The 25,695-nt window shown below is 69.3% G+C and carries 21 protein-coding genes, 1 tRNA gene and 1 pseudogene; 15 read left to right on the top strand and 8 right to left on the bottom strand.

The features are described from left to right. Positions 1–6 precede the first annotated feature (6 nt). Both J2850_RS19340 and J2850_RS19335 read left to right on the top strand, forming a co-directional pair. On the top strand, positions 7–888 hold the full coding sequence (locus tag J2850_RS19340) for a DMT family transporter (protein ID WP_209984859.1): 882 nt from the start codon (positions 7–9) through the stop codon (positions 886–888). Between the two features lie 87 nt (positions 889–975). Continuing rightward, on the top strand, positions 976–1,917 hold the full coding sequence (locus J2850_RS19335) for an alpha/beta fold hydrolase (RefSeq protein ID WP_209984857.1): 942 nt from the start codon (positions 976–978) through the stop codon (positions 1,915–1,917). Between the two features lie 79 nt (positions 1,918–1,996). On the opposite strand, the gene J2850_RS19330 is transcribed toward J2850_RS19335, so the two are convergent. Beyond that, entirely contained in the window at positions 1,997–2,524 is a 528-nt protein-coding gene (locus J2850_RS19330) for a P-loop NTPase family protein (RefSeq protein ID WP_209984854.1), read from the bottom strand. Between the two features lie 226 nt (positions 2,525–2,750). Between J2850_RS19330 and J2850_RS19325 the strand changes: the two genes are divergently transcribed. The 6 genes from J2850_RS19325 to J2850_RS19300 all read left to right on the top strand — a co-directional run bounded on the left by J2850_RS19325 (position 2,751) and on the right by J2850_RS19300 (position 9,405). After that, positions 2,751–3,467 (top strand): RrF2 family transcriptional regulator, encoded by a 717-nt coding sequence (locus J2850_RS19325; protein ID WP_246513236.1) that lies wholly within the window; start codon positions 2,751–2,753, stop codon positions 3,465–3,467. Positions 3,468–3,625: 158 nt separating this feature from the next. Beyond that, complete coding sequence (locus J2850_RS19320; protein ID WP_209984851.1) at positions 3,626–4,651, top strand: sulfate ABC transporter substrate-binding protein; 1,026 nt, start codon at positions 3,626–3,628, stop codon at positions 4,649–4,651. A gap of 3 nt (positions 4,652–4,654) precedes the next feature. Further along, the gene (cysT, locus tag J2850_RS19315) at positions 4,655–5,500 is read left to right on the top strand and encodes a sulfate ABC transporter permease subunit CysT (RefSeq protein WP_209984848.1); all 846 of its coding nucleotides are present in this window, start codon (positions 4,655–4,657) and stop codon (positions 5,498–5,500) included. Continuing rightward, on the top strand, positions 5,490–6,368 hold the full coding sequence (gene cysW / locus J2850_RS19310; RefSeq protein WP_209984845.1) for a sulfate ABC transporter permease subunit CysW: 879 nt from the start codon (positions 5,490–5,492) through the stop codon (positions 6,366–6,368). The genes cysT and cysW overlap by 11 nt, the downstream gene beginning before the upstream one ends. A gap of 19 nt (positions 6,369–6,387) precedes the next feature. Next, positions 6,388–7,503, top strand: coding sequence for a sulfate/molybdate ABC transporter ATP-binding protein (locus J2850_RS19305; protein ID WP_209984842.1), 1,116 nt, complete (start codon positions 6,388–6,390; stop codon positions 7,501–7,503). Positions 7,504–7,617: 114 nt separating this feature from the next. After that, on the top strand, positions 7,618–9,405 hold the full coding sequence (locus J2850_RS19300; protein ID WP_209984840.1) for an SLC13 family permease: 1,788 nt from the start codon (positions 7,618–7,620) through the stop codon (positions 9,403–9,405). A gap of 5 nt (positions 9,406–9,410) precedes the next feature. On the opposite strand, the gene J2850_RS19295 is transcribed toward J2850_RS19300, so the two are convergent. Continuing rightward, positions 9,411–10,367 (bottom strand): helix-turn-helix transcriptional regulator, encoded by a 957-nt coding sequence (locus J2850_RS19295; protein ID WP_209984838.1) that lies wholly within the window; start codon positions 10,365–10,367, stop codon positions 9,411–9,413. A 464-nt stretch (positions 10,368–10,831) separates the two neighbouring features. Between J2850_RS19295 and J2850_RS19290 the strand changes: the two genes are divergently transcribed. The 4 genes and pseudogenes from J2850_RS19290 to J2850_RS19265 all read left to right on the top strand — a co-directional run bounded on the left by J2850_RS19290 (position 10,832) and on the right by J2850_RS19265 (position 18,101). After that, complete coding sequence (locus J2850_RS19290) at positions 10,832–15,937, top strand: AAA family ATPase (protein WP_246513233.1); 5,106 nt, start codon at positions 10,832–10,834, stop codon at positions 15,935–15,937. Further along, positions 15,934–17,379 (top strand): annotated as a pseudogene (locus J2850_RS32340) (ATP-binding response regulator); the annotation flags it as partial. The gene J2850_RS19290 and the pseudogene J2850_RS32340, both read left to right, overlap by 4 nt. Further along, a tRNA-Arg gene (locus J2850_RS19270) sits at positions 17,337–17,446 on the top strand. The pseudogene J2850_RS32340 and the gene J2850_RS19270, both read left to right, overlap by 43 nt. Before the next feature lie 10 nt (positions 17,447–17,456). Beyond that, the gene (locus J2850_RS19265; RefSeq protein ID WP_209984834.1) at positions 17,457–18,101 is read left to right on the top strand and encodes a response regulator transcription factor; all 645 of its coding nucleotides are present in this window, start codon (positions 17,457–17,459) and stop codon (positions 18,099–18,101) included. A 22-nt stretch (positions 18,102–18,123) separates the two neighbouring features. Here J2850_RS19265 and J2850_RS19260 read toward each other — a convergent pair whose 3' ends face one another. The 6 genes from J2850_RS19260 to J2850_RS19235 form a co-directional block, all read right to left on the bottom strand. Beyond that, entirely contained in the window at positions 18,124–18,825 is a 702-nt protein-coding gene (locus J2850_RS19260; RefSeq protein WP_209985049.1) for an ABC transporter ATP-binding protein, read from the bottom strand. Continuing rightward, positions 18,825–19,580, bottom strand: a complete 756-nt coding sequence (locus tag J2850_RS19255) for an ABC transporter ATP-binding protein (protein WP_209984833.1) — start codon at positions 19,578–19,580, stop codon at positions 18,825–18,827. Before J2850_RS19255 ends, J2850_RS19260 begins: the two co-directional genes overlap by 1 nt. Next, complete coding sequence (locus J2850_RS19250; RefSeq protein ID WP_209984831.1) at positions 19,573–20,556, bottom strand: branched-chain amino acid ABC transporter permease; 984 nt, start codon at positions 20,554–20,556, stop codon at positions 19,573–19,575. The genes J2850_RS19255 and J2850_RS19250 overlap by 8 nt, the downstream gene beginning before the upstream one ends. Next, positions 20,553–21,470, bottom strand: a complete 918-nt coding sequence (locus tag J2850_RS19245) for a branched-chain amino acid ABC transporter permease (protein ID WP_209984829.1) — start codon at positions 21,468–21,470, stop codon at positions 20,553–20,555. Before J2850_RS19245 ends, J2850_RS19250 begins: the two co-directional genes overlap by 4 nt. Before the next feature lie 10 nt (positions 21,471–21,480). After that, positions 21,481–22,635, bottom strand: a complete 1,155-nt coding sequence (locus J2850_RS19240) for an ABC transporter substrate-binding protein (RefSeq protein ID WP_307354458.1) — start codon at positions 22,633–22,635, stop codon at positions 21,481–21,483. A 155-nt stretch (positions 22,636–22,790) separates the two neighbouring features. Next, on the bottom strand, positions 22,791–23,903 hold the full coding sequence (locus J2850_RS19235; RefSeq protein ID WP_209984826.1) for an NnrS family protein: 1,113 nt from the start codon (positions 23,901–23,903) through the stop codon (positions 22,791–22,793). A 162-nt stretch (positions 23,904–24,065) separates the two neighbouring features. Between J2850_RS19235 and J2850_RS19230 the strand changes: the two genes are divergently transcribed. The 3 genes from J2850_RS19230 to J2850_RS19220 all read left to right on the top strand — a co-directional run bounded on the left by J2850_RS19230 (position 24,066) and on the right by J2850_RS19220 (position 25,687). Then, a complete protein-coding gene (locus J2850_RS19230) occupies positions 24,066–24,779 on the top strand; it encodes a Crp/Fnr family transcriptional regulator (RefSeq protein ID WP_209984824.1) in 714 nt (237 codons plus the stop codon). Between the two features lie 123 nt (positions 24,780–24,902). Further along, positions 24,903–25,172, top strand: a complete 270-nt coding sequence (locus J2850_RS19225; protein WP_246513231.1) for a DUF1858 domain-containing protein — start codon at positions 24,903–24,905, stop codon at positions 25,170–25,172. Continuing rightward, positions 25,172–25,687, top strand: coding sequence for a hemerythrin domain-containing protein (locus J2850_RS19220; protein WP_209984821.1), 516 nt, complete (start codon positions 25,172–25,174; stop codon positions 25,685–25,687). The genes J2850_RS19225 and J2850_RS19220 overlap by 1 nt, the downstream gene beginning before the upstream one ends. Positions 25,688–25,695 lie beyond the last annotated feature (8 nt).

The raw sequence follows: 25,695 nt of genomic DNA, 5'->3' as shown, positions 1-25,695 counted from the left end.
GCTGCCGTGTCCCCCCTCGAAACGCTCGCCGCGCTGCTGGTCGCCCTGCTGTGGGGCGTGCAGTTCGTCACCAGCAAATATGGGGTGGACGCGTTCCCGCCCCTGTTCTTCGTCACGCTGCGCTTCGCCTTCGTGGCGCTGCTGATGCTGCCCTTCGCCCCGCGGCCGTCGCGGCCGTCGCGGCGCGAGATCGCCGCATCGGCGGTCATCTCCATCTTCTTCGGCGGCCTGTGCTTCGGGCTCTTCTTCACCGGCCTTCATCTTGGCGCGGTCGGGCTCTCGGCGGTCATCGTGCAGCTCACCACTCCGTTCACGGTCCTGATGGCATGGCCGGTGCTGGGGGAGCGCCCGTCGGCCCGCGTCGCCCTCGGCCTCGCCGTGGCCATCGCCGGCGTCGCCCTGGCGGTGGCGGATCCCGGCGAACCGATGCCCCCGACGGCGGCGGTGCTGGTGGCGGGAGGGGCGGCGGCCCAGGCGTTCGGCAACGTCCTCATCAAGCGCCTCGGCCCCCTGCGGCCGCTGCGCCTGATCGGCTGGCTGTCGCTCTTCACCGTTCCGCAGGTCGGCCTGGCGTCCTGGATGCTGGAGCGGGGGCAGATGGCGGCGCTCGACGCGGCCGGCCCGCTCGCGTGGCTCTCGCTCGCCTATGCGGTGCTGTTCGGCGCCATCCTGGCCTTCGGCCTCTGGTTCTGGCTCATCGAGCGGGCCACGCTGGCACGGGTGGCACCGTTCGCGCTGCTCCAGACCGTTTTCGCGATCCTCGCCGGCATCGTCTTCCTCGGCGAGGGGGTGACGTTGCCGCTGGTGCTGGGTGCCTCGATCTGCATCGCGGGCGTCGTCCTGACGCAGGCCGGCGCCCCTGCCAAGCCACGCCGAAATCCCGCCTGACCCACTCCCGCCTGCCCCACGCCCGCCTGCCCCACGCCCGCCCAACCGCATCCCACATGAGCGAACCGCACAGGAAGGCCCATCACCATGGATGAAACCTCCGACGCCGCCGTCGCGGCCGATTTCTATCCCGGTTTCCGGCCGATCGGCATGGAGGCCGGCGGCGTCAGGTTTGCCGGCGTGACCGGCGGCGCCGGACCGGCCGTTCTTCTCCTGCATGGCTACCCGCAGACGCACATCGCTTGGCGCAGGATCGCTCCCGGGCTTGCCCGGGACTTCACGCTCGTCATTCCCGACCTGCCCGGCTACGGCGCCAGCAGACCGGCGGCGATGACGCCGCGCTGGACGAAGCGGCGCGTCGGCACGGCGCTCGCGGCGTTGATGGACCGGATGGGGCATGACCGCTTCGCCGTCGTCGGCCATGATCGCGGCGCACGTGTGGGATACAGGCTGGCGCTGGACCAGCCCGACCGCGTGACCGCCTACGCCTCCCTCGCCGTGATCCCCACCCTCGACGCGATGGCGTCGGTCGACCACCGCTATGCCGCGAAGGCGTTCCACTGGTTCTTCCTGTCACAGGAGGCGGATCTGCCCGAGCGCTTGCTGGCGGCGGACCCGGATGCGTTCATCGACGCCGCGCTGGCAAGGATGGCGGGCGGATTGGAGAGCATCGAACCGGACGCCCTCGACGCCTATCGTACGGCCTTCCGCGATCCGGCGGTCCGCCATGCGATGTGCGAGGACTACCGGGCCGCCCTCGACGACGACCTCGTCCAGGACCGCGAAGACGCGGCATCGGGCCGAAGGCTCCAATGCCCCGTGCATGTGCTGTGGCCCGCGAAGGAGTGGCCGGTGGCCGACGCCGAACCGGCAGGCGGGACCCCGGTCGCAATCTGGTCCCGATGGGCCGACCGGGTGAGCGGAGCATCGACGAGCGGCGGGCATCTTCAGCCGGAAGACGCCCCGGACGAGGTCATCGGCTCCCTGAAGCCCTTCCTGTGCCGGAAGGCGGCCGCTTGGCCGGGATGACACCGCGGCACCGGGAGGGCGGACCGGGCGCGGCGGCAGGGATCGGCCCGGCTCAATCCGCCGGCCCCGATGGGGTCCGTCACCTCTGAAGCCCCCACCGCCGGTAGCAGGCGTTGATGTCCCGCGCGGAACCGAGGCGGATTTTCGGCAGGTCGGCCTGATGGAAGGTCGCCAGGTTTCGTTCCCTGTTCCTGGGGGTGGTCACGGCGATGTGGTGGATCATCGTCCACTTGATACTGTCCCGCCGTCCCTCCAGCGCACCCCGCCTCTCCGGCTCGAACAGTGTCCGGCGAAAGTACCGCAGCAAGCTGAGCGGCATGGACACATCCAGGAAGATCAGGCCGGTCGCACGCCGGAAACGCTGCGGCATGCACCGTGAATAGTTGCCGTCCATGATCCAGCGTTCGCCGGCGATCGCCGCGTCGTGCAGGGCAACGAACTCGTCTGCCGGGCGCGGTTCCCAGTCCGTCCCAGGAGCGTGGTAAAGCCGGTCGAGGTGGACGACCGGGAAACCGCATTTCCGCGCAATCGCTTCCGCAAGCGTGGATTTCCCGCTGTTGGAGGGTCCCAGGATACAGATGCGCTGGCCAAGATCCGAAAGCTGCATTTTTCCGACACCATCATCGCCACTGGCGATCCCGTTGGGGGGATCGGGACGATCTTAGCAAGGATACGGGGCTGATGGCGCCCGGGATGATGCTGTCCTCGGCCGCCGCCCAGCCGCCCGCCAAGCCGGGCCGCCATCTCTCCCGGCGGATTTTTCATCCGGCCATTCCAGGCCGCCCGGTCATGGGGTAGGACTCCTGGCTGACCACCGGCCCGGAGCTTTCCACATGCCGCGCCTTGCCTCCCCCCTGAAGCCTCCCGCTCACACCGCCTGCCAACGCCGCATTCGGCCGTCGTCGTCGTTGTGGAACATGGAACATGCGGCGCGGAATGGTTCACGGCGTTTCAAATGTTCCATCCGGCTGCCTGCCCCCCGTCCGAACGCCCGGCCGGCGGTGCGGATGATCCTTCCGGATTCCCCCACCCGCCGGCTGACTCCGCCGCCGTCGATCGGCTACACTGGGAGCATGCTGTCACAGAAAGCCAAATACGCCCTCAGGGCGATGCTCGCCCTTGCCGCCGCGGACGAAGGGGAGTCGCTGCAGATCGCCGACATCGCAGAGCGCCACCGGCTGCCCAAGCGGTTCCTCGAACAGATCCTGCTGGACCTCAAGCACCATGGGCTGGTGGCGAGCCGGCGGGGAAAGAACGGCGGCTATGTGTTGATCCGCCCGGCGGAGGAGATCACCTTCGCCCAGATCCTGCGGGTGATCGACGGGCCGCTGGCCCCCCTGCCCTGTCTCAGCCGCGTCGCCTACCAGCGCTGCGACGATTGCCAGGACGAGACGGCCTGCCTCATCCGCCGTGCATTCGCCGATATCCATGAGGCCACAGTCCGGGCACTCGAAAGCACAACGTTGGCAAGCGCACTCGCCGGCACCACCTCTCCTCTTATGGACGAGGACGATTTCGGCGCTCCGGTTATCCGGCTGGCCGGGGCATAGAACAAACAGCATCGGTGAAATACATATAAAGTCGCACAATTTTTTGGTTAAGCGGGAATTCCCGCTTTTATTCTCGACCTACTTGATCGAGTATTCGTGCATAGCTTGCCGGACCGGGGAGGCGCCCCCCTGGTCCGGCCCACCCGATGGAGTTGGACATGCACGCACGCACCCGATCCCTTGCGGCCCTCCTGCTCGGCGCTGCGCTGGCCTGCGGCGCTACGGCCAGCCGGACCGCATCGGCGGCGGACAGCAATTTGCTGAACGTTTCCTACGATCCGACCCGCGAACTCTACGCCGACTACAACAAGCTGTTCGCCGCCAAGTGGAAGACCGAGAGCGGCCAGACGGTGGCGATCCGCCAGTCGCACGGCGGCTCCGGCACCCAGGCGCGCTCGGTGATCGACGGCAACGACGCCGACGTGGTCACCCTGGCGCTGGCCTACGACATCGACGCCATCGCCGACGCCGGCCGGCTCGACAAGGACTGGCAGAAGGAATTCCCCGACAACAGCTCGCCCTACACCTCGACCATCGTGTTCCTGGTGCGCAAGGGCAACCCCAAGGCGATCAAGGACTGGGACGACCTGGTGAAGCCGGGCACCCAGGTCATCACGCCGAACCCGAAGACCTCCGGCGGCGCCCGCTGGAACTTCCTGGCCGCCTACGGCTACGCGCTGGACAAGAATGGCGGCGACGAGGCGAAGGCCAAGGAGTTCACCTCGCAGCTCCTCAAGAACGTCCCGGTGCTCGATACCGGCGCCCGCGGCGCCACCATCACCTTCGTGCAGCGTGGCCTCGGCGACGTGCTGCTGGCTTGGGAGAATGAGGCGTTCCTGGCGGTGAAGGAGCTCGGTCCCGACAAGTTCGACATCGTCGTGCCGTCGGTCAGCATCCTCGCCGAGCCGCCGGTCGCCATCGTCGACCAGGTGGTCGACCGCAAAGGCACCCGCAAGGCCGCGGAAGCCTACCTGCGCACCCTCTACACGCCCGAGGCGCAGGATCTGGCGGCCCGCCACTACTACCGCCCGCGCCTGGCGGAGGTCGCCGACCGTTACGCCGACCGCTTCCCCAAACTGGAGATGTTCACCATCGACGGCAAGTTCGGCGGATGGCGTTCGGCCCAGGCGAAGTTCTTCGCCGACGGCGGCATCTTCGACCAGATCTACACGCCGGGGCGCTGAGCCATGGCCGCCGCCACTGCCGGCGGGCTCCGGCAGCCCAGCGTGCTGCCGGGCTTCGGCCTCACGCTGGGGATCACCCTGACCTACCTGTCGCTGATCGTGCTGGTGCCGCTGGCAGCCCTGGTGGCTTCGGCGGCGGGGCTCGGCTGGGACGGCTTCTGGAAATCGGTTCTGCAGCCGCGCGTGCTGGCGGCCTTCCAGATCAGCCTCGCCACCGCGCTGGTGGCGGCCCTCGTCAACGCCGTCTTCGGGCTGGTGGTGGCCTGGGTGCTGGTGCGCTACGACTTTCCCGGCAAGAAGCTGGTGGACGCCATCGTCGACCTGCCCTTCGCCCTGCCGACGGCGGTCGCCGGCATCGCACTGACCGGGCTCTATGCCCCCAACGGCTGGGTCGGCGGGATGCTCGCCTCGCTGGGCATCAAGGTCGCCTTCACCCCGATCGGCATCACCATCGCCCTGATCTTCATCGGGCTGCCCTTCGTCGTGCGCATGGTCGAACCCGTGCTGCAGGACTTCGAGGCGGAGCAGGAGGAGGCGGCGGGCATGCTGGGCGCCGGCCGGCTCGCGACCTTCGTCCGGGTCATCCTGCCGGCCATCCTGCCGGCGCTGCTCACCGGCTTCGCCATGGCCTTCGCCCGTGCGCTCGGCGAGTACGGCTCGGTCATCTTCATCGCCGGCAACCTGCCGATGGTGTCGGAGATCGTGCCGCTGCTGATCGTCATCCGCCTGGAACAGTACGACTACGGCGGGGCCGCGGCAGTGGCGACGATGATGCTGGGCGTCTCCTTCGCCCTCCTGCTGGTCATCAACCTGTTGCAACAGTGGGTGAGGTCGCGCCATGGCTCTTGACGCCTTCTTCGGCCCCGCCGCCGCCCCGGCGCGGCCGGTCCGCAGCGAGCCCCGGCTGGTGCGCGGGGTCCTGATCGGGACGGCGCTCGCCTTTCTCGCCATCTTCCTGGTGCTGCCGCTGGCCGTCGTGTTCGCCCAGGCCTTCGCCGGCGGCGTCCAGGCCTGGCTGGATTCGCTGGTCGAGCCGGACGCGCTCGCCGCCATCCGCCTGACCCTGATGGCCGCCGCCATCGCCGTGCCGCTCAACCTAGTGTTCGGCGTCGCGGCCGCCTGGTGCATCGCGCGCTTCGAGTTCCGCGGCAAGAGCCTGCTGACGACGCTGATCGACCTGCCCTTCTCGGTGTCGCCGGTGATCGCCGGCCTGATCTACGTCCTGCTGTTCGGCCTGAACGGCTGGCTGGGGCCCTGGCTGCGCGACCACGACATCCAGATCGTCTTCGCCCTGCCCGGCATCGTCCTGGCCACCATCTTCGTCACCTTCCCCTTCGTGGCCCGCGAGCTGATCCCGCTGATGCAGGAGCAGGGGGCGGAGGAGGAGGAGGCGGCGATCATGCTGGGCGCCTCGGGCTGGCAGACCTTCCGCCGCGTCACCCTGCCGAAGATCCGCTGGGGCCTGCTGTACGGCGTCCTGCTGTGCAACGCCCGCGCGATGGGCGAGTTCGGCGCCGTGTCGGTCGTCTCCGGCCACATCCGGGGCGAGACCAACACCATGCCGCTGCACGTCGAGATCCTCTATAACGAATACAACATGGTGGCCGCCTTCGCGGTCGCTTCACTGCTGGCCCTGCTGGCCCTGGTCACGCTGGTGGTCAAGAGCCTGTTGGAATGGCGCTATGCCGGCGAACTCGCCGCCAGCCGCCGTCACTAGGCGAAAGGGGAGATCTGCCATGAACATCGACATCCAGGCCATCACCAAGCGCTTCGGCGCCTATACCGCGCTGAACTCCGTCGACCTGCGCATCGGCAGCGGCGAACTGGTGGCCCTGCTGGGTCCGAGCGGTTCGGGAAAGACCACGCTCCTGCGCATCATCGCCGGACTGGAGACCCCCGACGGCGGCACCGTGCTGTTCGGCGGGGAGGACGCGCTGCAGCGCCATCCGCGCGACCGCCAGGTCGGCTTCGTCTTCCAGCACTACGCGCTGTTCCGCCACATGACGGTGTTCGACAACGTCGCCTTCGGGCTGCAGGTGCGTCCGCGCAGCCAGCGCCCGGCGAAGTCGGTCATCGCCGACCGCGTGAACGAACTGCTGCGGCTGGTCCAGCTCGACAAGCTCGCCACCCGCTATCCTTCCCAGCTCTCCGGCGGCCAGCGCCAGCGGGTGGCGCTCGCCCGCGCGCTGGCGATCGAACCGCGCGTCCTGCTGCTCGACGAGCCGTTCGGCGCGCTCGACGCCAAGGTCCGCAAGGAGCTGCGCCGCTGGTTGCGCCACCTGCATGACGCCATGGGCATCACCAGCGTCTTCGTCACCCACGACCAGGAGGAGGCGCTGGAGCTCGCCGACCGCGTCGTGGTGATGAGCCAGGGCCGGATCGAGCAGGTCGGCACGCCGACGGAGGTCTATCGCCAGCCGGCCACCGCCTTCGTCTATGACTTCCTGGGCGATGCCAACCGCATCGAATGCCGGGTCGAGGGCGGCCAGGTCCGCCTCGCCTCCCAGGGCCAGCCGCTCGGCGGCGTGTCGGGCCAGGCCGGCCCGGCGGTGGTCTATGTCCGCCCGCACGACATCGAGCTGCAGCCTGCCGGCGACGACCAGGCCACCGGGACCGTCCGCCGCGTCTACGAGGTCGGGCCGCTGGTGCGGGCCGAGGTCGACTATGCCGGAACCCTGCTGGAGGTCGCCGTCCCGGCGGACGACCGGATGCCCTTCCGCGCCGGCGACCGGGTGCGGGTGGTGCTGCGCCGCGGCCTGGTGTTCCCTGCCGACCGGCCCGACCGGCCGGAGCCGATGGCCCTCGTTCCCTTCCGCGGCGGAGCCTCGGGCCCGGTGGTGCAGCGGCTGTGACTCCGCTCCCCCGTCTGCCGTCCGGTGTCCATCCCTCGGCCGGTCCGCCGGCTTGCGCCGCGCCCGCTCCCTGCGCAGGATGACCGGACGGTTCGGCCAGACGGATAAGGGGTGATGGGGTTCGACCAGGCGGCGTTGTCCGCCATCCTCGTGGCGATGCTGGCCGGCTTCGTCGCCGGCCGCTGGCGCTACGACATCGTGGCGATGGCCGGGCTGATGACCGCCGTCGCGCTGCGCTTGGTTCCGGCGGAGGCGGCCTTCGCCGGCTTCGCCAACCCGGCGGTGGTCACGGTGGCCGGCGTGCTGGTGCTGTCGCGCACCCTCACGCGGTCCAACCGGTTCGACGCCGTGGCGGAACGGCTGCTGGGCGGCGTCTCCGGCCTGACCGGGCAGCTTCTGGTGCTGTGCGGGCTGGCGGCGCTGGCCTCGGCCTTCATGAACAACATCGGCGCGCTGGCCCTCTTCATGCCGGTCGCCTTATGGGCCGCCAGGCGGTATGGCCGCTCGCCGGCCCTCTACCTGATGCCGCTGTCCTATGCGACCCTCCTGGGCGGAATGGTGACGCTGATCGGCACGCCCGCCAACCTCCTGGTCTCCCGCGTCCGGGCCGGCACGACGGGCGAGCCGTTCGGGATGTTCGCCTTCACCCCGGTCGCCGCCCCGCTGACGCTCCTGGGGGTCTGCTATCTGGCCGTCGCCGTCCGGGTCCTGCGTCCACCGGCCGGAACCGGTCGGAAGGTCGCGCAGGAAGCCAACGACGGGGAAGCGGCCGATGATGCGCCGCTCTACGACACCGAACTGGTGGTGGCGCCATCCTCGCCGTTCGTCGGGCGGCCGGTCGCGCAGTTGGAGCGGGAGCGCAACGCCCGGGTCTACGGCATCCTCCGCTGCGGGCGCCGCCTGTTCGGCCGGATGGCCGAGCAGGCGCTGCAGGCGCACGACATCCTGCTGCTTCGGGTGGGGGTGGCGGCGCTCCCGGCGCTCGCCGCCTCTGACGGCCTGATACCGCCAGGCGCCGGAACGGCCGACGGTGTCGAGGTCGAGGCGGTGGTCGCACCGAATGCCATCATCCAGGGAAGCTGTGCCGCGACCCTCGATCTGGAGGGCCGTTTCGGTGTCACCCTGGTCGCGGCGATGCGCCAGCAGCGGCGGGCGGAAGGACGGCTGGCGGACGCGTCGCTCTCCGTCGGCGATGTTCTGTTGCTGCATGGCGAACCGGAGGCCGTCCGCACCGCCGCCGCCGACCTGGGCTGCCTCCTTCTCGCCGACCGCGGAAGCGGCGACGCGAGCCGGCATGGTGCCGAACTGCCGCCGCGCAGGGCCGCGATCGCCGCCCTGGTCTTCATCGTCGCCGTTCTGCTGGCCGCGCTGGAGATCGGGCCGATAGCCGTGGTGTTCAGCATCGGCGTGCTGGTGCTGGTGGCGGCGCGCTGCCTGCGCCCGCCCGAGATCTACGAGGCGATAGACTGGCCGGTGATCGTTCTGCTCGCCGCCGTCATCCCGCTGGGCGATGCCCTGCAGAACACCGGCACCGCCGGGCAGATCGCCGCCCTCCTGCTCCACGGAGCCGGCGGCTCCGGTCCGCACGCCATGCTGACCCTGCTGCTGGGGATCACCATGCTGCTGACGCCGGTGCTGAACAACCCGGCGACGGTGGTCGTGATGTCACCGGTCGCCCTCGGCCTCGCCAACGGGCTGGGCGTCTCGCCCGACCCCTTCCTCATCGCGGTCGCCATCGGGGCGTCCTGCGACTTCCTCACCCCGTTCGGCCATCACAACAACACCCTGGTGATGGGGATCGGCGGCTACCGCTTCGCCGATTTCGCCCGGCTGGGGCTGGGGCTGGACCTGCTGGTCATCCTGGCCGGCTCGCTGCTGATCCCGCTGGTCTGGAGGTTCTGAACAGGTCAGACGAACTGCCCGGCAGCCAGCCCCACTCCCCTGTCGCCGGCCGGCCCATCGCAGGAGACGGCGTTGCGGTGCCGCCACACGCGCGGCGTGACGCCGGCGATCCGGCTGAAGGTGCGGGTGAAATGGCTCTGGTCGGCGAAGCCGCAGTCAAGCGCGATGTCGGCGAGCGTCCGGCCCGGATCCTTCATCAGCGCCTTGGCGTGGTCGACCCGGCGATGCAGCAGCCATTGGTGCGGGGTGGTGTCGGTGGTGTTGCGGAAGGCACGGACGAAATGGCCCACCGACAGCCGGCACTCGGCCGCAAGGTCCGACAGGCGGATGTCGCCGTTCAGCCGGGCGGAGATCATGTCCTTCACCCGCCGCTCCTGCCAGGGTGCCAGGGTTCCGCCGCTCCGGCCGGTCGACAGCCGGCCGTAGGTGCTTGCCAGGTGGGTCACCAGCGCGCAGGCGAGATGGTCGAGCAGCAGCGCGCTGATCCGCTCCGGCATGGTCAGCGCCGGCAGCATGGCCGCGGCCAGCGCCGTGATCGCCGGGTCATCGACCGGACGGCTGGGCTGGATCGAAAGATCCTCCAGCCTCTCCATCCGGCACTCCGGCAACACGATGTCCAGCGTGGAGCGCGGCAGATGGAACGTCATCGTGTCGAAGGCCGTGTGCATGGTGCATGCGATGCGTCGGCGGAAGTCGTGGATGCTGGTCAGCCCGGCGATATGGCGCGGCTTGGGCACCGGCTTGCCGTCGACCCAGACGTCGGACTGGAAATTTGAGAGGTGATGACTGATGAGGAAGGCGTCCTCGATCATCGGGCTGGCGAAAGGCCCGAGCCCGTCGCTGTCGCACCGCACGCGTGCGATGCCCACCGATCCGGCCGCAATGCTCCGAACCAGCACCTTCGGCCGATCCCGGGTCGGGATGAAGTCCAGGTCGATGTTGCTTACAACGGCTCGTGCCATTGTGGTCTCCCTTGGCTTGCCCATCGGCAGCCGGCTCCAACGGCGTCCCTGTCACCGCCTGCAGCATCCGGCCGTTCATCCGGCCGGAGTCTTCTGCCGTGCCGGAGCCGGCACGCGAGGCAGCCGAGCGACCAAGTCAAGGGGTTGCTATCGGCTGCTTCCATGTGACGCAGGATAGCTGCGGGCGGCCGGGAAAAACCACTAGACGCAGATTTGACTTCATAGTGACTAGGGGGAGCCATCCTAGACTTTGGTCTAGGACCTTCCAACCCCTTGGCTGGAAACGGCCTTTCACCCTGGACGGCGCCCCTGTCCGGTGCTCACATGCTCCTGGAAAACGCCGAAAGTCCCGACGACCCTCCTGCTGTCGGACGGCGTGTGCCGGCGGGCTTCCGCAGGGCGTGCCCCGGCACCGGTGGCGGAACGGCGTGAAAGGCTCTGCGAGGGCGGCTGGCGGTATGGGCATGAAGACCAATGACCTGGCGGAAACGGGTCCCTGCGCGACAGTTCTCGCAACCGACGGCGAAACACGCCTGCTGCGCGTGACGCGCGCCGACCAGCCTTTTCCGATCCTGTTCAGGATGGCCGCGCCGGACGGCCGGCTCCGGTCGGCACAGCCGCTCCTGCAACGGGAGCACGACCTCGCCCAACGGCTGGATCCAGCCTGGGCGGTCAAGCCGCTCGACCTCCTTCTCCGACCGGCGGAGGCCGTTCCGCCGCTGGCCGCCATGGAGCCCGCCGCGGTGTTGATGATGGCCGATCCCGGCGGGCAGCCGCTGAGCGCCCTCGCGGTCTCGACCTGGACGCTCCACCGGCGGCTCATCCTTGCCGTACGCATCACCGAGGCGGTGGCGCACCTGCATCGCCACAGATTGCTGCACCGCGACCTGCGGCCATTCAACCTGCTCGTCGGGGAGGACCTGACGGTGCGGCTGACCGGCTTCGGCCTTGCCGGCCCGATGCCGGCCACCCCACTCCCGGAGGCCGCGGCGGCATCAGAACGCCGCCACCAGCCCGCCTATATGGCGCCGGAGCAGACCGGCCGGATGAACCGGCCGGTGGACAGGCGAAGCGACCTTTATGCGCTGGGCGTCGTACTCTACGAACTGCTCGCCGGAACGCTCCCATTCACGGCCAACGACGACGCGGAATGGGTCCATTGCCACCTCACCCGTGCACCGGTTCCGCCGGCGGTGCATGCGCCCCGGCTGGCGCCCGTTCTCTGCGACATCCTGCTCCGGCTGCTCGCCAAGCCGGCGGAGGACCGATACCAGAGCGCGGACGGGTTGCTGCGCGATCTCTCGGACGCCCTGCGGCTCTGGGAGATCCAGGGACATGTTCCGGTCTTTCCGATCGGCCAGCGCGATGAGCCGGAAGGATTGTGCCCGCCACCGGTGCTGTACGGACGCGAGCAGCCGGCCGCAACCCTGCTCGCCGCCTTCCAGCGGGTCGCCGACCATGGCCGGATGGGCGTGGTGCTGGTTGCCGGCGAATCGGGCATCGGAAAATCGGCGCTCGTCCGGACGCTGCAGATGCAGGTGCTGCCGCCGCGCGGGGTATTCGCCGCCGGCAAGTTCGACCAGGGCAGGCGCGACCTTCCCTACGCCAGCCTGTCGGACGCCTTCCGATCGCTGGTCGGCGGGATCCTGGGTTTGCCGACCGTGCACCAGGATCATTGGCGGCGCGAGCTGCGCGAGGCGGTGGGGACCAACGGGGCGTTGATGACGGGCCTCATCCCGAACCTTACGCTTCTGATCGGCGAGCAACCGGCGGTCGCGGCACTGCCGCCGCGAGAAGCGCAGCACCGCTTCGACCTGCTGTTCCGGCGGGTCCTCCAGGTCTTCGCCCGCCCCGACCATCCGCTTGCCCTGGTCCTCGACGACCTTCAATGGCTGGACCGAGCCACGCTCGACCTGCTGGACCGGCTGCTGGCATCCGGCGGCCTCGGGCATCTCCTGCTGATCGGGGCATACCGAAGCGACGAGGTCGGGCCCGGCCACCCCTTGGCGACACTGATCGACCGGGTGCGTGCTGCCGACCGAGACATCGACATCGAGGAGATCGGCCTTTCGCCGCTCTCGCCCGCCGAACTCCGGCAGTTGGTCGCCGACAGCCTGGACCGCCAGCCAGAGGACGCCGCACCGCTGGCCGGGCTGCTGCACGACAGGACCGGCGGCAACGCCTTCTTCGCCTCGCAGCTTCTTGCGGCGCTGGAGCGCTCCGGATGGCTGGGCTTCGACCGTGCGACCGGTTGCTGGACCTGGGATCTGCTCGCCATCGAGACGGTACGCCAGAGCGACGACATCGCCACGCTGATGACGGAGCGCCTCGTCCCGCTCCCACGGGAAACCCGATGCCTGCTGGTCCGTCTCGCCTGCCTCGGCAGCGGCAGCAGGCTCTCCACCCTTGCGCTTGCCAGCGGCATGCCGCCCGGCGACGTCGAACGCTTCCTGGACCGGGCGGTGGCCGACGGCCTGCTGATGCGGACCGGGGATGACTATCGCTTTCTCCACGACCGTGTCCAGGAGGGCGCCTATGCTCTCGTCCCCGAAGACGAGCGGCGGTCCCTGCATCTCGACATCGCCCGTGCCCTGCATGCCGATACCGCCGGGGCCGTGCACGGCGGCGTACCGGACGATGCCGGCGGCGACCGCCTGTTCGAAATGGTCGGCCAGTATGACCAATGCCTCTCCCTGATCGAATCCCGCGAGGAACGGGAGCAGGTCGCGGCCCTGTATCTGGCGGCCGGTCAGCGGGCCAAGGCCGCAAGCGCCCATGGATCGGCCCTGACCTATGTCCAGACAGGCCTGTCGCTGCTCGCCGAGGCCCAAGGCGTGGAGAGGCATCGCCTGCGCTTCGACCTGGAACGTTTGCGTGCCGAATGCGAGTTCCTGAACGGTGACCTCGACGCAGCGGAGCGCCATCTCATCGACCTGATCGGGCGGGCCGAGGATCCGACCGACCGCGCGGCCATCACGGCGCTCCTCGTGACGATCTATACGGCGATCGATCGCAGCGACCGGGCGATCGAAAGCTGCCTTTCCTATCTCCGCGACACTGGCGTCGATTGGCCCCCCCATCCGCCGCCCGAACTCGCCAAGCGCGAGTACAGGGTGTTGCAGTCTGCCATCGGCGTGCGGCCCATCCTGTCACTGACCGACCTGCCCGCCGCCGCGGATCCCGCGAGCCGTGCGACCCTGGACGTCCTGGCGGCCGCCCTCCCTCCGGCCTTCTTCAGCGACCACAATCTCGTCTGCCTGATCCTGTGCCGGATGGCGAACCTGTCGCTCGGCCATGGCGCCACCGACGCCTCCGCCCTGGGCTTCGCCTATCTCGGGATGGTCGCCGGCCCCTATTTCGGCGATTATGCCGCAGGCTACGCCTTCGGGCGCCTCGGCTTCGAACTGGCGGAGCGCCACGGGCTCGGGCGCTACCGGGCGCGGGTGCTGATGACCTTCGCCTATCATGTGGTGCCCTGGACACGCGATGCCCGCAGCGAGCGGCGGCTCCTCCTGCGCGCGTTCGAGGAGGCGCGCGAGACCGGCGACGTGACCTATGGCGGATTCACCAGCGTCACGCTCGTCACCAGCATGCTGGCGAGCGGTGATCCGTTGGAAACCGTACAGCAGACCGCGGAAACCCGCCTGGCCTATGTCCGGCAGGTCAGGTTCGGCCTGTGCGCCGACATCCTGACCACGCAGATCCGGATGCTTCGCGCCTTGCGCGGCCAGACCGATGCGCTCGGCTCGCTCGACGGGCTCGACTTCGACAATGCCGCCTTCGAGGCCAGGCTGCTTGCCAACCGCAGCCTGGACATCGCCATCTGCTGGCACTGGATCCGCAGCCTTCAGCTCTCCTGCATCGCCGGAGACATGGCTGCGGCCGTCCTGGCGGCCGAACGGGCCGAGGGTCTGCTGTGGACCACCTCGGGCCATCTTGAGATGGTGGAGTATCATTTCCATGCCGGTGTGGCGCGGGCGGCGCTGATGGACGAGAGCGCGGGCGGCGAATGGCACCGCCACTCCCTTGCCCTTCTCCACCACCGCGACCAGCTGCGGGACTGGGCGGGCAACAATCCAGACGGCTTCGAGGCGCGCTTCGCCCTCCTCGAGGCCGAAGCGGCACGGCTGGAAGGCCGGTCCGAGGACGCGATGCGCGGTTTCGACCGGGCGGTGCAGGCGGCGCAGCGCAGCGCTTTGCCACAAGTGGAGGCCCTGGCCAACGAACGGGCCGCAGCGTTCTATCGCCGGTCCGGCCTGCCGACGCTCGAACTCGCCTGCCTGCGGGAAGCGGCAACCTGTTACCGGCGCTGGGGGGCGACCGCCAAGGTCAGGCAGATCGAACAGCGCCACCCTGTCCTGGCGGTCGCCCGGCAAGACGCCCTGCCCGCCCCTGCGCCTGCCGCCTTGGACGGCGCCGGCCTCGAGGGTGCCGGCTTTGATGGCGCGGGCTTGGCGACGCTGTTGGAAACCCTGCGGGCGATGTCAGACCAGGCAAGCGTCGAACAAGTGACGGCCACGCTGCTGACCCTGGTGCTTGAGCATGCCGGAGCCAGCCGCGGACTGCTGATCCTTGCCCGCGGCGAGCAACTCAGGGTGGAAGCCGAGGCCACAACACGTCCCAGCGACGTGTCGGTCCATCTCGTGCGGGAGGATGCAGATCGCTTCCCGCTGCCCCACTCGATGATCCACGGCGCCATTCGTGAGAGGCAGGCCATGATCGTCGACGACACGCGGGCTGCGGGCCCGTTCTCCGCCGACCCGTATTTTCAGGATACGGATGCCCGCTCGCTCCTCTGCATGCCATTGGTCCGCCGGAAGCGGGTGGTCGGGCTGCTGCACCTCGAAAATACCCTGGCGACCCACGCCTTCACCCGCAAGCGCATCGACATGCTGACCCTCCTCGGCGCACAGGCCGCGGCGGCCCTGGAGACGGCGACGCTGGAGGAGAAGGAAGCCCTGTTGAAGGAGGTTCATCATCGGGTCAAGAACAACCTCCAACTGGTGACCAGTCTCCTCAACCTCCAGGCCAACCGGATCGCGGACAAGTCGGTGGCGGCATTGTTCGCAGACAGCCGCGATCGCGTGCACTCGATGGCGCTGGTCCATGAAAGCCTCTACCGGCTCGGCAGCTTCGCGCGCGTGCCGATCCGGGCGCATCTGGAGTCGGTGTGCGCGCATCTCCTGCAAGCCTATGCGGCGCAGAGCGGGCCGGTCCGGCTGATCACCGAACTCGACGACCTGAAACTCGACCTCGACCGTGCGATCCCCTGCGGGCTGATCGTCAACGAACTGGTATCGAACGCGCTGAAGCACGCTTTTCCGGACGGGCGCGGCGGCGTCCTTCACATCGGGCTGGCAGCGGATGGGCAGGATTGCCGCCTGTCGGTGCGGGACGACGGAGTAGGCTTGTCCACCGAACATGATATCGATAAGCTGAACACGGTCGGCCTGAGGCTCGTCGATGATTTGAGCAGCCAACTGCATGGTTCCCTGCAATGCAGTTCGACGGCCGGCTCTGAATTCATCGTCACTTTCCCTTTGATGGGCCGAACCCGAGGATTTGAATGACCGCGGCCCGTATTTTGATTGTTGAGGATGACCGGATCGTCGCTCGCGACATCCAGCAGCAGATCACACGAATGGGGCATGTGGTCGTCGGCACTTCCGCAACCGGCGAAAGCGCCATCCAGATGGCCTGCCGCCATCAGCCCGACCTCGTCCTGATGGATATCCGCCTCGAAGGGGAGATGGACGGGATCGAGGCCGCCCGCCGGATCCGCGACGCCCACCAGATTCCGATCGTCTTCCTGACCGCCTATGCCAACGACGAGACCGTACAGCGCGCCAGCCTGACCGAACCCTTCGGCTATCTGCTGAAGCCGTTCCAGGAGCAGCAGATGCGCACGGTCATCCAGATGGCGCTGTACAAGCATTCCAGCGACAGCAAGCTGCGGATGAGCGAGCGGCGCTATGCCGCCACGCTGGCCAGCATCCGCGATGGCGTCATCCTGTGCGACGGCGGCGGGCGGGTCGAGTTCATGAACCGGGTGGCTGAGGCGATGACCGGATGGACCGCTGCCGAGGCGATCGGCCAGCCGCTGTCGTCCGTGTTCATCGTGGTCGACGAGGAGACGCAGGAGCGGCTGGAGGATTTCTCCTCCGTGGTGCTGCGCAGCGGCGACATGGCTCCTCCGGAACGGCTGTCGATGCTGCTGCCCCGCGGCAGGGAGACGGCCGCCAAGACGGCGACGGGGATCGTCGTCGAGGAGCGTTGCTCCGCCATCATCGACGACCGCGGCACCGTGGCGGGTGCCATCCTGGTGTTCAGCGACCTGACCCAGCGCCGGCAGATCGCCGCCGCGCTGCGCAAGGCGCAGGAGGACGTTGCCCATGTCGGCCGCCTGACCATGATGGGAGAACTCGCCGCCGCCATCGCCCACGAGGTCAACCAGCCGCTGATGGCGATCATCACCAACGCCGGCACCTGCCTGCAGCACCTCTCGAAAGCCCAGCCGGATCTCGGCAGGACCCGGGCCGTGGTCGATCGCATCGTGCGCGACTCTCAACGCGCGGGGGACGTGGTGCGCAGCATTCAGGCGCTGGCCCGCCGGACGCCCGCGACGCCGGGCTGGGTGGACATGAGCGCCCTGATCGCCGACACGCTGCGCCTGGTCCGGGGAGAGTTGCGGCGGGCGCAGATACGCGTGGAAACCGACCTTCTCCGCGGCCCGCCCTGGGTCCACGGCGACCGGGTGCAACTCCAGCAGCTTGTCCTGAACCTCGTGATGAACGCCATCGAGGCGATGTCGGCGCCCGAGCTGACGGACCGCCGCCTGCGGATCACCACCAGTGCCGACGGCAACCGGATCCACGTCCGGGTGGAGGACAGCGGCATCGGATTTCCGGCATCGGACACCGAATCAATCTTCAAGGCACTGTATAGCACCAAGCCCGACGGCCTGGGCATGGGCTTGTCGATCAGCCGGTCGATCGTCGAACTGCACGGCGGGCGCCTGACCGCGGAGCCCGTGGCACCGCGTGGGAGCCGGTTCGAGTTCGTGCTGCCGGTCATGCCCGGGGGAGACTGATGGACGCCAGATCCAGGGACGGGACGCCCAGGGACACCGTCACCGTCGTCATCATCGACGACGACGAGGCGATTCGCGAAGCGCTCGAGGGACTGCTGGACTCGGTGGGGCTGCAGGCGCGGAGCTTCGCGTCGGTTCAGCAGTATATCGACGGCTGTCCGCCGATCGACATCGGCTGCATGGTGCTGGACGTGCGGTTGCCGGAACGCAGCGGCCTGGACTTCCAGATCGAACTCGCCAAATCCAGGAACAGCCTGCCGGTCATCTTCATCAGCGGCCATGCCGATGTGCCGATGTCGGTCCGCGCCATGAAGGCGGGCGCCTTCGAGTTCCTGACCAAGCCCGTCCATCACCAGCAGTTGCTGGACGCCATACATGCGGCCGTCACCGCGCATCGCGCCCGCCGCGACCATGAGCGCGGCCAGCTCACCCACCGTGCCCGCTTCGAAGCGCTCACCGCACGCGAACGCGAGATCGCCCTGATGGTGGTGGCCGGCCGCCGCAACAAGCAGATCGCCGACGATCTCGGGATCAGCGAGGCGACGGTGAAGCTGCACCGCGGGCAGGCGATGCGGAAGATGGCGGCGCGCTCGATCGTCGAACTGGTCCGCATCGTCGACGCGCTGATGTCGCCGGCCGCCTGACCGGGGCGGCACACGCCTCCGGTCAGATGTGCAGATGCCGCTGCTGGACGCCGGGATCTCGCGCCAGATCGTCGCTGGTCCCGCTCCACACCGTGCAGCCCTTCTCGATGACGACGCATTTGTCGGCAAGGCGCAGCACCGCGGAGAGGTTCTTGTCGACCAGCAGGATCGACTGGCCCTCCCGCTTCAAGGTCGCGAGCACGGCCCAGATCTCGGCGCGGATCAGCGGTGCCAGACCCTCCGTCGCCTCGTCCAGGACGAGGAGGCGGGGGTTCGTCATCAGCGCCCGCCCGATCGCCAGCATCTGCTGCTCCCCGCCTGACAGCCGGTTGCCCATGCTGCGCCGACGCTCCCGCAGGCGCGGGAACAGCTCCCAGATCGCCTCCAGCGTCCAGCGGGGAGCGCCGGGGCCGCGCGCGAACGCCGTCGCCACCAGATTTTCCTCGACCGTCAGGGTCGGGAAGATCTGGCGGCCTTCGGGCACCAGCCCGATGCCCAGCCGCGCGATCCGGTGCGATGGCAACGCCGCGATCTCCCGGCCGTCGAAGGCGAGGCGGCCGCCCCAGGCCGGCAGCATGCCGATGATGGTGCTGACCGTCGTCGTCTTTCCCATGCCGTTGCGGCCGAGCAGGGCCAGAACCTGCCCGGCACCGATGGCGAGCGAGACGTCGAACAGCACCTGGGTCTGGCCGTATCCGGCCGACAGATTGCCCACCTCCAGCATCACGCCAGCTCATCCTCTCCGAGATACGCCCTGCGGACTTCGGGATCGGCGCGGATCTCCGCCGCGGTGCCGGTGGCGGCGACCCGGCCGTAGACCAGCACCGAGATCCGGTCCGCGAGCGAGAACACCGCCTGCATGTCATGCTCGACCAGCAGGATGCCGTAGCGTTGCCGCAGGTCGCGCAGCAGACCGATCAGCCTTGCCGTCTCCTCGGGGCCGGCACCGGCCAGCGGCTCGTCCAGCAGCAGAAGACGCGGCCGCATGGCGATGGCGATGGCAAGCTCGAGCTGCCGTTTCTCGCCGTGGGACAGGGCGTTCGCCATCCGCCCCGCCGCACCGGCGAGCCCCACCGCCTCCAGCGCGGCGAGGGCATCGCGGTTGATCGCGGCTTCGCTCCCCGCCGGCCGCAGGAAGCGGAAGGAGGAGCCGCTGCGGGCCTGCACCGCGAGCGCCACATTCTCCAGCACCGAGAATCCGGGAACGATGCTGGTGATCTGGAAGCTGCGGGCGAGGCCCAGGCGGGCACGCCGTTCCACCGGCAGGGCCGTGACGTCCCGGCCGGCGAACAGGACCGATCCACGGTCGGGGCGCAGCGTGCCGCTGATCTGGTGGATCAGCGTCGTCTTGCCGGCACCGTTCGGCCCGATGATCGCGTGGATCTCCTGCGGCAGGACGGTGAGCGAGACGTCGTCGGTCACGGCGAGGGCACCGTAGTTCTTGCACAGGCCACGCAACTCCAGCAGCGGCTCAGGCATCGGCGCTCCTCCGCTTCGAGAAGGTCGGCCGCCAGCGCGACCAGGCCCGCAGGCTTCCGGGAAGGCCGGCGATGCCGTCGTGCAGGAACAGGACCGCGAGGACCAGGAGCGGGCCGAAGACCAGCCGCCAGTAGACGAACAGGTGGGACAGCCATTCCTCGAGCAGCACGAAGGCCAGCGCTCCCAGGATGGCGCCGTGCAGCCGGCCGAGGCCGCCGAGGATGACCAGGAACAGCAGCTCGCCGGACCGCGTCCAGGACAGGGAGGCCGGCGAAACGAACTCGGAGGCGTTGGCCAGCAGCGCCCCCGCCAGGCCGCCGACCGCCCCGGCCATCACGTAGGCCACCAGCCGGTATGGGACGGGGGAGAAGCCGACGGCGCGCACCCGCCGCTCGTTCTCCCGCGCCGCCCGCAGCACCCGCCCGAAGCGGCTGCCGAGGATCGCGGTGCAGCCGCCCCATACCAGCGCCAGCAGTGCAAGGCAGACGAGATAGAAGCTGCGGCGGTCCTGCAGCAGCGGCGAGCCGAGGATCTCCGTGCGCGCATACAGGGTATAGCCGTCGTCCCCGCCCAGGGACGAGAAGGACGAGGCGGTGAAGAACGCCATCTGGCCGAAGGCCAGCGTGATCATGATGAAGTGGACGCCGCTGGTACGCAGCGACACCGCCCCGGTGACCAGCGCGAACAGTGCGGCGGCGGCGAGCGCCGTCGGAAAGACGATCATCCCCTCGGTGATCCCGGCGGCATCGAGCGCGGCGACGGCATAGGCGCCGATGCCCATCATCGCCGCATGGCCCAGGCTGACCAGCCCGGCGCCGCCGACCAGCAGCGACAGGCTAACCGCCGCGATTCCGAGGATCATCGCCCGTGTCAGCAGGTCGAGGACGAACCCGCCGCCGATGCCGAGGAACGGAACGGCCAGCAGCAGCAGGAAGAGGAGCGCGGGCGCCGCCAGGCGGGTGAGCGCCGCCCTCATGCCCGCGGCCCTGGGAACAGCCCGGCCGGCCGGAAGGCCAGCAGGCCGGCCATGACGATGTAGACCAGCATGGACGCCAGTGCCGCCCCGGTCTGGCGCGCGGACGACGGATCGAGCAGCAGCCGCAGCAGGTCCGGCAGCATCGCCCGTCCAAGCGTGTCGATCAGCCCCACCAGCAGGGCGGCGGCGAAGGCGCCGCGGATCGAGCCGATGCCACCGATCACGATGACGACGAAGCACAGGATGAGGACGTTCTCCCCCATGCCCGGCGCCACCGGGAAGACCGGGCTGGCCAGTGCCCCGGCGAAGCCCGCCAGCATCGATCCGAAGGCGAAGACCAGGGTGAACAGCCGCCGGATGTCGACGCCAAGCGCCGACACCATGGTGGCGTTGGTGGCGCCCGCCCGGACCAGCATGCCGATGCGGGTCCGCTCCACCAGGAACCAGAGCAGCAGCGGAACGACGACGCCGACGCCGATGATCACCAGCCGGTAGGCTGGATAGTTCAGCCCGGCCATGATCTCGATCCCGCCCGGCAGCCCGCCTGGCTGGGGAACGTTCAGCGGCGCCGACCCCCACAGCGCCCGCGCCGCCTCATCCAACGTCAGGATGACGCCGAAGGTCGCGAGCACCTGGCTGAGATGGTCCCGCCGGTAGAGATGCCGGAACACCAGCCATTCCAGCAGCAGCCCGACCACCAGCGCCACCGGCAGCGCCAGCAGCAGTCCCAGCCAGAAGCTGTCGAGCCACAACCCGAAGGTCGCCGCGACATAGGCGCCCAGCATGTACTGGACGCCATGCGCGAGGTTGATGAAATCCATGACCCCGAACACCAGGCTGAGTCCGGCGGCGACGAGGAACAGGAGAACGCCGAACTGCAGCCCGTTCAGCACCTGGACGAGGAGTAAGGTCAACCGCGCCCCCTCAGCTCAGGCGGCAGCTTGCGGCATAGGCGTCGGTGTCGGCCTCCAAGACCCTGCGCACCGTCTCGGTCTGGTACTTGCCGTCGGGCCGCTTGGCGGCCTTGCACAGCCAGAAGTCCTGAACCGGAAAATGGTTGGCGCCGAAGCGGAACGCCCCGCGCACCGAGGGGAAATCCGCCTTCTCCAGTGAGGCCCGCAACGCCGCCTTGTCGTCGACGTCGCCGCCGGTGCGCTTGATCGCGGCGTCCAGCAGATGCGCCGCGTCATAGCTGTGGGCGGCAAACAGAGAGGGGACATAGCCATACGCGGCCTCGAAGGCCGAAACGAACTGGCGGCTGTGCGGATTGTCGACGTTCGGCGCCCAGGTCGAGGCGGTGAAGAAGCCGAGCGACGCATCGCCCTGGGCCGGCAGCGTGGTCTCGTCGACCGTGAAGGCGGACAGGAAGGGAGTCTTCTCCAACCCGGCCTGGCGATACTGGCGCACGAGGTTCACGCCAAGGCCGCCCGGCATGAAGGTGAAGATGGCGTCCGGCTTCGCCGCGGCGATCTTGGCGAGCTCCGCCGAGAAATCGAGCTGGTTCAGCGATACGTACAGCTCGTCGACGACCTCGCCCTTGTATCGGCTCTTGAAGCCGGCCACCGCGTCCTTGCCCGCCTGGTAGTTGGGCACCAGCACCATGACCCGCTTGTGCCCGTCGTCCTGGGCCACCTGCCCCATGGCGGCGTGCGGCTGGTCGTTCTGGTAGGAGGTGCTGAACAGGAAGGGGCTGCACCCCTTTCCGGCAAGGGTCGACGGTCCGGCGTTGGTGGTGACCAGGAAGGTCCCGCTTTCGGTCACCGGCCGGTGGATCGCCTGGAGCATGTTGCTGAAGACGACCCCGACCACGAAGTCCACCTTGTCGCGCTCCAGCGCCGCCCGCACCTTGGACACCGCGACGTCCGGCTTCAGTTCGTCGTCGACCACCAGCGTCTCGACCGCCCGGCCGCCGAGTTGGTTGTTCAACCGCGCCAGTCCGGCCAGCCAGCCGTCGCGCATATGGTTGCCCAGGGCGGCGCCGGGTCCGGACAGGGTGCCGACGAACGCCACTTTCAGCGGCGCCGCCTGGGCTCGCAGGATAGACGGCCGGAAGCCGAGAACACCGGCGGCCGCGGTCACGGTTGCGGCCTTGAGTAACGAGCGTCTTTTCATTGCGAAGCTTCCCCTAGCGTATTTTTCCCAAGCATATCCTCCGGACCGGCCTTGTTCCACCCAGAGACAATCTGTCGGTCCACCGTTTTTTCAAAAAAATATGCATATGCCCGCGCTGCCGCTTACCGGACACGGCGCCTGGGACGGGTGAGCAGCACGACGGCGACCAGAAGTTGCGCAACGGTCCATGAGGTGCCCGACGCCACCAGCAGCGGCCAGTCCGGCCACCATGCCGCCGCGACCCGCAACATCGCCGCCATCGCCAGCAGGACAACCGCGGCGACGGCACCGGCGGGAAGCCATGGCGGCTCGGCCTCCCGCTGCAGCGTCGTCCGCACCATCATCGCGGTCGCCAGGATGCCGAGGCCTCCTATGCCCAGCAGGTGCGGCGCCGCAGCCGGCGGCAGGCCGAGGAGCTCCGCGGCTCCGGCCAGGATCCAGCCCGACCCGACGAACAGGTAGCCGAGGTGCAGGGCAAGGATGTCCGGCGCGCGCCAAAGCCGAAGGGTCCGCCAACGGGCAAGCCGCAGGAGCCCGCCAGCCCCCGCGAACAGGGCGCCGGCAGCCCCCAGCGACGGCAGGACCCCGCACACGCTCGACAGCAGGTACAGCAGGGCACCGGCGATGGACATCATCTCCAGCCGCGGCTGGACCCGATGCTCCAGCACGAGGGTCCGGCTGCGCAGGGCCCCGGCGGTCGCCGCCGGGATCACCCGGCCCCCCATCGCCAGCAGCAGCAGGCCGACCAGCGCAAGCTCCACCGGCAGGGCGCCGCCCGCCGGCCCCCCGGCCAATATCCCGGACAAGCGCAGCCGGAAAAGGATCTCCGCGAGGGTGAAGGCCCCGACCAGCGGGCCGAACACCGCATTGTGACCGCTCCGGCCGGCGCGCAGGAAGGGCAGCCCGGCAACCCGGAACAGCAGGAGCGGATAGGCGGCGGCCACCGGCAGCGCGAGCGCCAGCGGCGGTCCGGCCAGCGGCACGAGCCGCCCGGCCAGCCAGGCGAGGAAGGCCGCCGCCAGCATCGCCCGCGTCAGGCGCGTCATCAGGAAGCCGCCGACCACTGCCAGGGCATATCCGCCAACCATCTCATGGGCATGGACGGCCGGTGACCAGCCGAGCGGCAGCAGGCCGCCGGCCGCGGCCAGCCACAGCGGGACCGCCAGCGCGCCATGGATGGCGGCGGCCGGATAGAAAAGCCGGTGCGCGGTGCTGACGGTCGATGAATGCGGCATCTCTCGTCCCTGGATCGCCCCTTGTGGCGCCCCTTATGGCGCCCTTTGCGGCGGGACGGCCAGGATGGCCGCGATCACGCCACCCCGCTTTGTCCGGCATCAAATTCCCGCCGGCTTGGGTAGAGTGGGCGGACCGATCCGCGCAGGAACAGGACGCCCGCCATGCCCCCGCCCCCCGATCCCGCCGTCCTGCACGGCATGCCGCTGTTCGCCGGGCTCGAAGCCGATGCGCTCGGCGATGTCGTCGGCCAGGCGCGCTCCCGGCTCGTCCCTCGGGGAACCGCGGTCTTCAGCCAGGGCGAACCGGCCGCCGCCGGACATGCCTTGATCGACGGCCGGGTGAAGATCGTGCAGACCGGCCCCGATGGGCAGCAGGTCGTCCTCCGTTTCATCGGGCCGGGCGAGATGTTCGGCACCCTGGCCATCTTCACGGACGGCGTCTATCCGGCCGATGCCGTCACCGTGGCGGACTGCGTCGAGCTGTCCTGGCCGGCCGCCGCCATGACGGCGCTGATGGAGCGCCATCCGGCCATTGCCCGCAACGCGCTCGCCATCGTCGGCGGCCGGTTGCGGGAGGTGCAGAACCGCCTGCGCGAGGTGTCGACCGAACGCGTCGAGCGGCGCATCGCCCATGCCCTGCTCCGGCTTGTCCGCCAGGCCGGCCGCCGGGTGGATGCCGGGGTCGAGATCAACTTCCCGCTGTCGCGGCAGGATGTGGCCGAAATGACGGGAAGCACGCTGCACACCGTCAGCCGTACCCTGTCGGCCTGGGAGGCGCAGGGCATCGTCGAGAGCGGCCGGCAACAGGTGGTGATCCGCAAGCCGCACGCGCTGGTCGCCATAGCCGAGGATCTGCCCGCCGCCGACCGGCCCTGACAGCCGCCCCGGCTTGACGGCCCGCAGTGCCGCACCCGGCGGCGCGAGCTTGCGGTGGCGCAAAGACCGCCGGCACACCGGCGCTTAGGATGGCTGTGCGATCCGGGCAGGGGAGGACAGCTCATGGATGCCGAACGCAGGCCCGTCACGGCCATAACCGACCCGATGACCGCAAACCTGACCATGGCCGAGCTGATGCGGGAATGGCCTGCTGCCGTTCCGCGCCTGCTTCGCCACGGCCTCGCCTGCCCGGGCTGTGCCATGGCGCCGTTCATGACGGTCCATGACGCGGCTGCCGCCTATGGCCTGGCCGCCGATGCCCTGCTCGCCGATCTCTTGGCTGCGGACGGCAAGCCGGGGGGAGGCTCCGGCACCGTGAAGGAAACGCTCTGATGCATACGGACAGCCTGACCGGCCAAATCCTGCACGACGACCATCATCGCGTGCTCGCCCTTCTCGACGGCCTGGAGGCCTTCATCGGCCGCTATGGCGAGGATACGCTTCCGCCGCCGCCGTGCGGGGAGGACCGGATCCGTCTCGCCGCCCTGGCGGAGGAACTGGACAGCGGACCGATCGGCGGGCTTGAGCGCCACTTCGCCGTAGAGGAGGCCCTGTTCCCGGCGCTCGCCGCCGCGGGCGGCCATGAGCTCACCGCCGACCTGCTGGCCGACCATGCCCATATCCTGCCGATCGCCCGGCGTCTCGGCCGGCTGTGCCGGCTGGGGTTGCGCGATGGCTTCGATGCGGAGCTCTGGCCCGTCTTCCGCGGCTTCGCCGACGAGCTGGTGCGGAGCCTGCCGCTCCACATCCAGAAGGAAGAAACGACGCTGCTTCCCGCCACGGATGCCCTGCTTACATCGCAAGACGACCGGCTGCTGGCCGGGGCGATGACGACAACGGCGGCATGATCGCGTCG

Source organism: Azospirillum picis (assembly GCF_017876115.1).
Taxonomy (GTDB): Bacteria; Pseudomonadota; Alphaproteobacteria; order Azospirillales; family Azospirillaceae; genus Azospirillum; species Azospirillum picis.
The sequence above is the reverse complement of the archived record's forward strand: the minus strand, read 5'-3'. Positions and strand labels throughout refer to the sequence as shown.

What these genes read in the sequence shown, in the direction of transcription:
- J2850_RS19335 (WP_209984857.1), top strand. Translation starts at nt 976, where the DNA reads ATGGATGAAACCTCCGACGCCGCCGTCGCGGCCGATTTCTATCCCGGT.
- J2850_RS19330 (WP_209984854.1), bottom strand. Translation starts at nt 2,524, where the DNA reads ATGCAGCTTTCGGATCTTGGCCAGCGCATCTGTATCCTGGGACCCTCC.
- J2850_RS19325 (WP_246513236.1), top strand. Translation starts at nt 2,751, where the DNA reads ATGCCGCGCCTTGCCTCCCCCCTGAAGCCTCCCGCTCACACCGCCTGC.
- J2850_RS19320 (WP_209984851.1), top strand. Translation starts at nt 3,626, where the DNA reads ATGCACGCACGCACCCGATCCCTTGCGGCCCTCCTGCTCGGCGCTGCG.
- cysT (WP_209984848.1), top strand. Translation starts at nt 4,655, where the DNA reads ATGGCCGCCGCCACTGCCGGCGGGCTCCGGCAGCCCAGCGTGCTGCCG.
- cysW (WP_209984845.1), top strand. Translation starts at nt 5,490, where the DNA reads ATGGCTCTTGACGCCTTCTTCGGCCCCGCCGCCGCCCCGGCGCGGCCG.
- J2850_RS19305 (WP_209984842.1), top strand. Translation starts at nt 6,388, where the DNA reads ATGAACATCGACATCCAGGCCATCACCAAGCGCTTCGGCGCCTATACC.
- J2850_RS19300 (WP_209984840.1), top strand. Translation starts at nt 7,618, where the DNA reads ATGGGGTTCGACCAGGCGGCGTTGTCCGCCATCCTCGTGGCGATGCTG.
- J2850_RS19295 (WP_209984838.1), bottom strand. Translation starts at nt 10,367, where the DNA reads ATGGCACGAGCCGTTGTAAGCAACATCGACCTGGACTTCATCCCGACC.
- J2850_RS19290 (WP_246513233.1), top strand. Translation starts at nt 10,832, where the DNA reads ATGAAGACCAATGACCTGGCGGAAACGGGTCCCTGCGCGACAGTTCTC.
- J2850_RS19265 (WP_209984834.1), top strand. Translation starts at nt 17,457, where the DNA reads ATGGACGCCAGATCCAGGGACGGGACGCCCAGGGACACCGTCACCGTC.
- J2850_RS19260 (WP_209985049.1), bottom strand. Translation starts at nt 18,825, where the DNA reads ATGCTGGAGGTGGGCAATCTGTCGGCCGGATACGGCCAGACCCAGGTG.
- J2850_RS19255 (WP_209984833.1), bottom strand. Translation starts at nt 19,580, where the DNA reads ATGCCTGAGCCGCTGCTGGAGTTGCGTGGCCTGTGCAAGAACTACGGT.
- J2850_RS19250 (WP_209984831.1), bottom strand. Translation starts at nt 20,556, where the DNA reads ATGAGGGCGGCGCTCACCCGCCTGGCGGCGCCCGCGCTCCTCTTCCTG.
- J2850_RS19235 (WP_209984826.1), bottom strand. Translation starts at nt 23,903, where the DNA reads ATGCCGCATTCATCGACCGTCAGCACCGCGCACCGGCTTTTCTATCCG.
- J2850_RS19230 (WP_209984824.1), top strand. Translation starts at nt 24,066, where the DNA reads ATGCCCCCGCCCCCCGATCCCGCCGTCCTGCACGGCATGCCGCTGTTC.
- J2850_RS19225 (WP_246513231.1), top strand. Translation starts at nt 24,903, where the DNA reads ATGGATGCCGAACGCAGGCCCGTCACGGCCATAACCGACCCGATGACC.
- J2850_RS19220 (WP_209984821.1), top strand. Translation starts at nt 25,172, where the DNA reads ATGCATACGGACAGCCTGACCGGCCAAATCCTGCACGACGACCATCAT.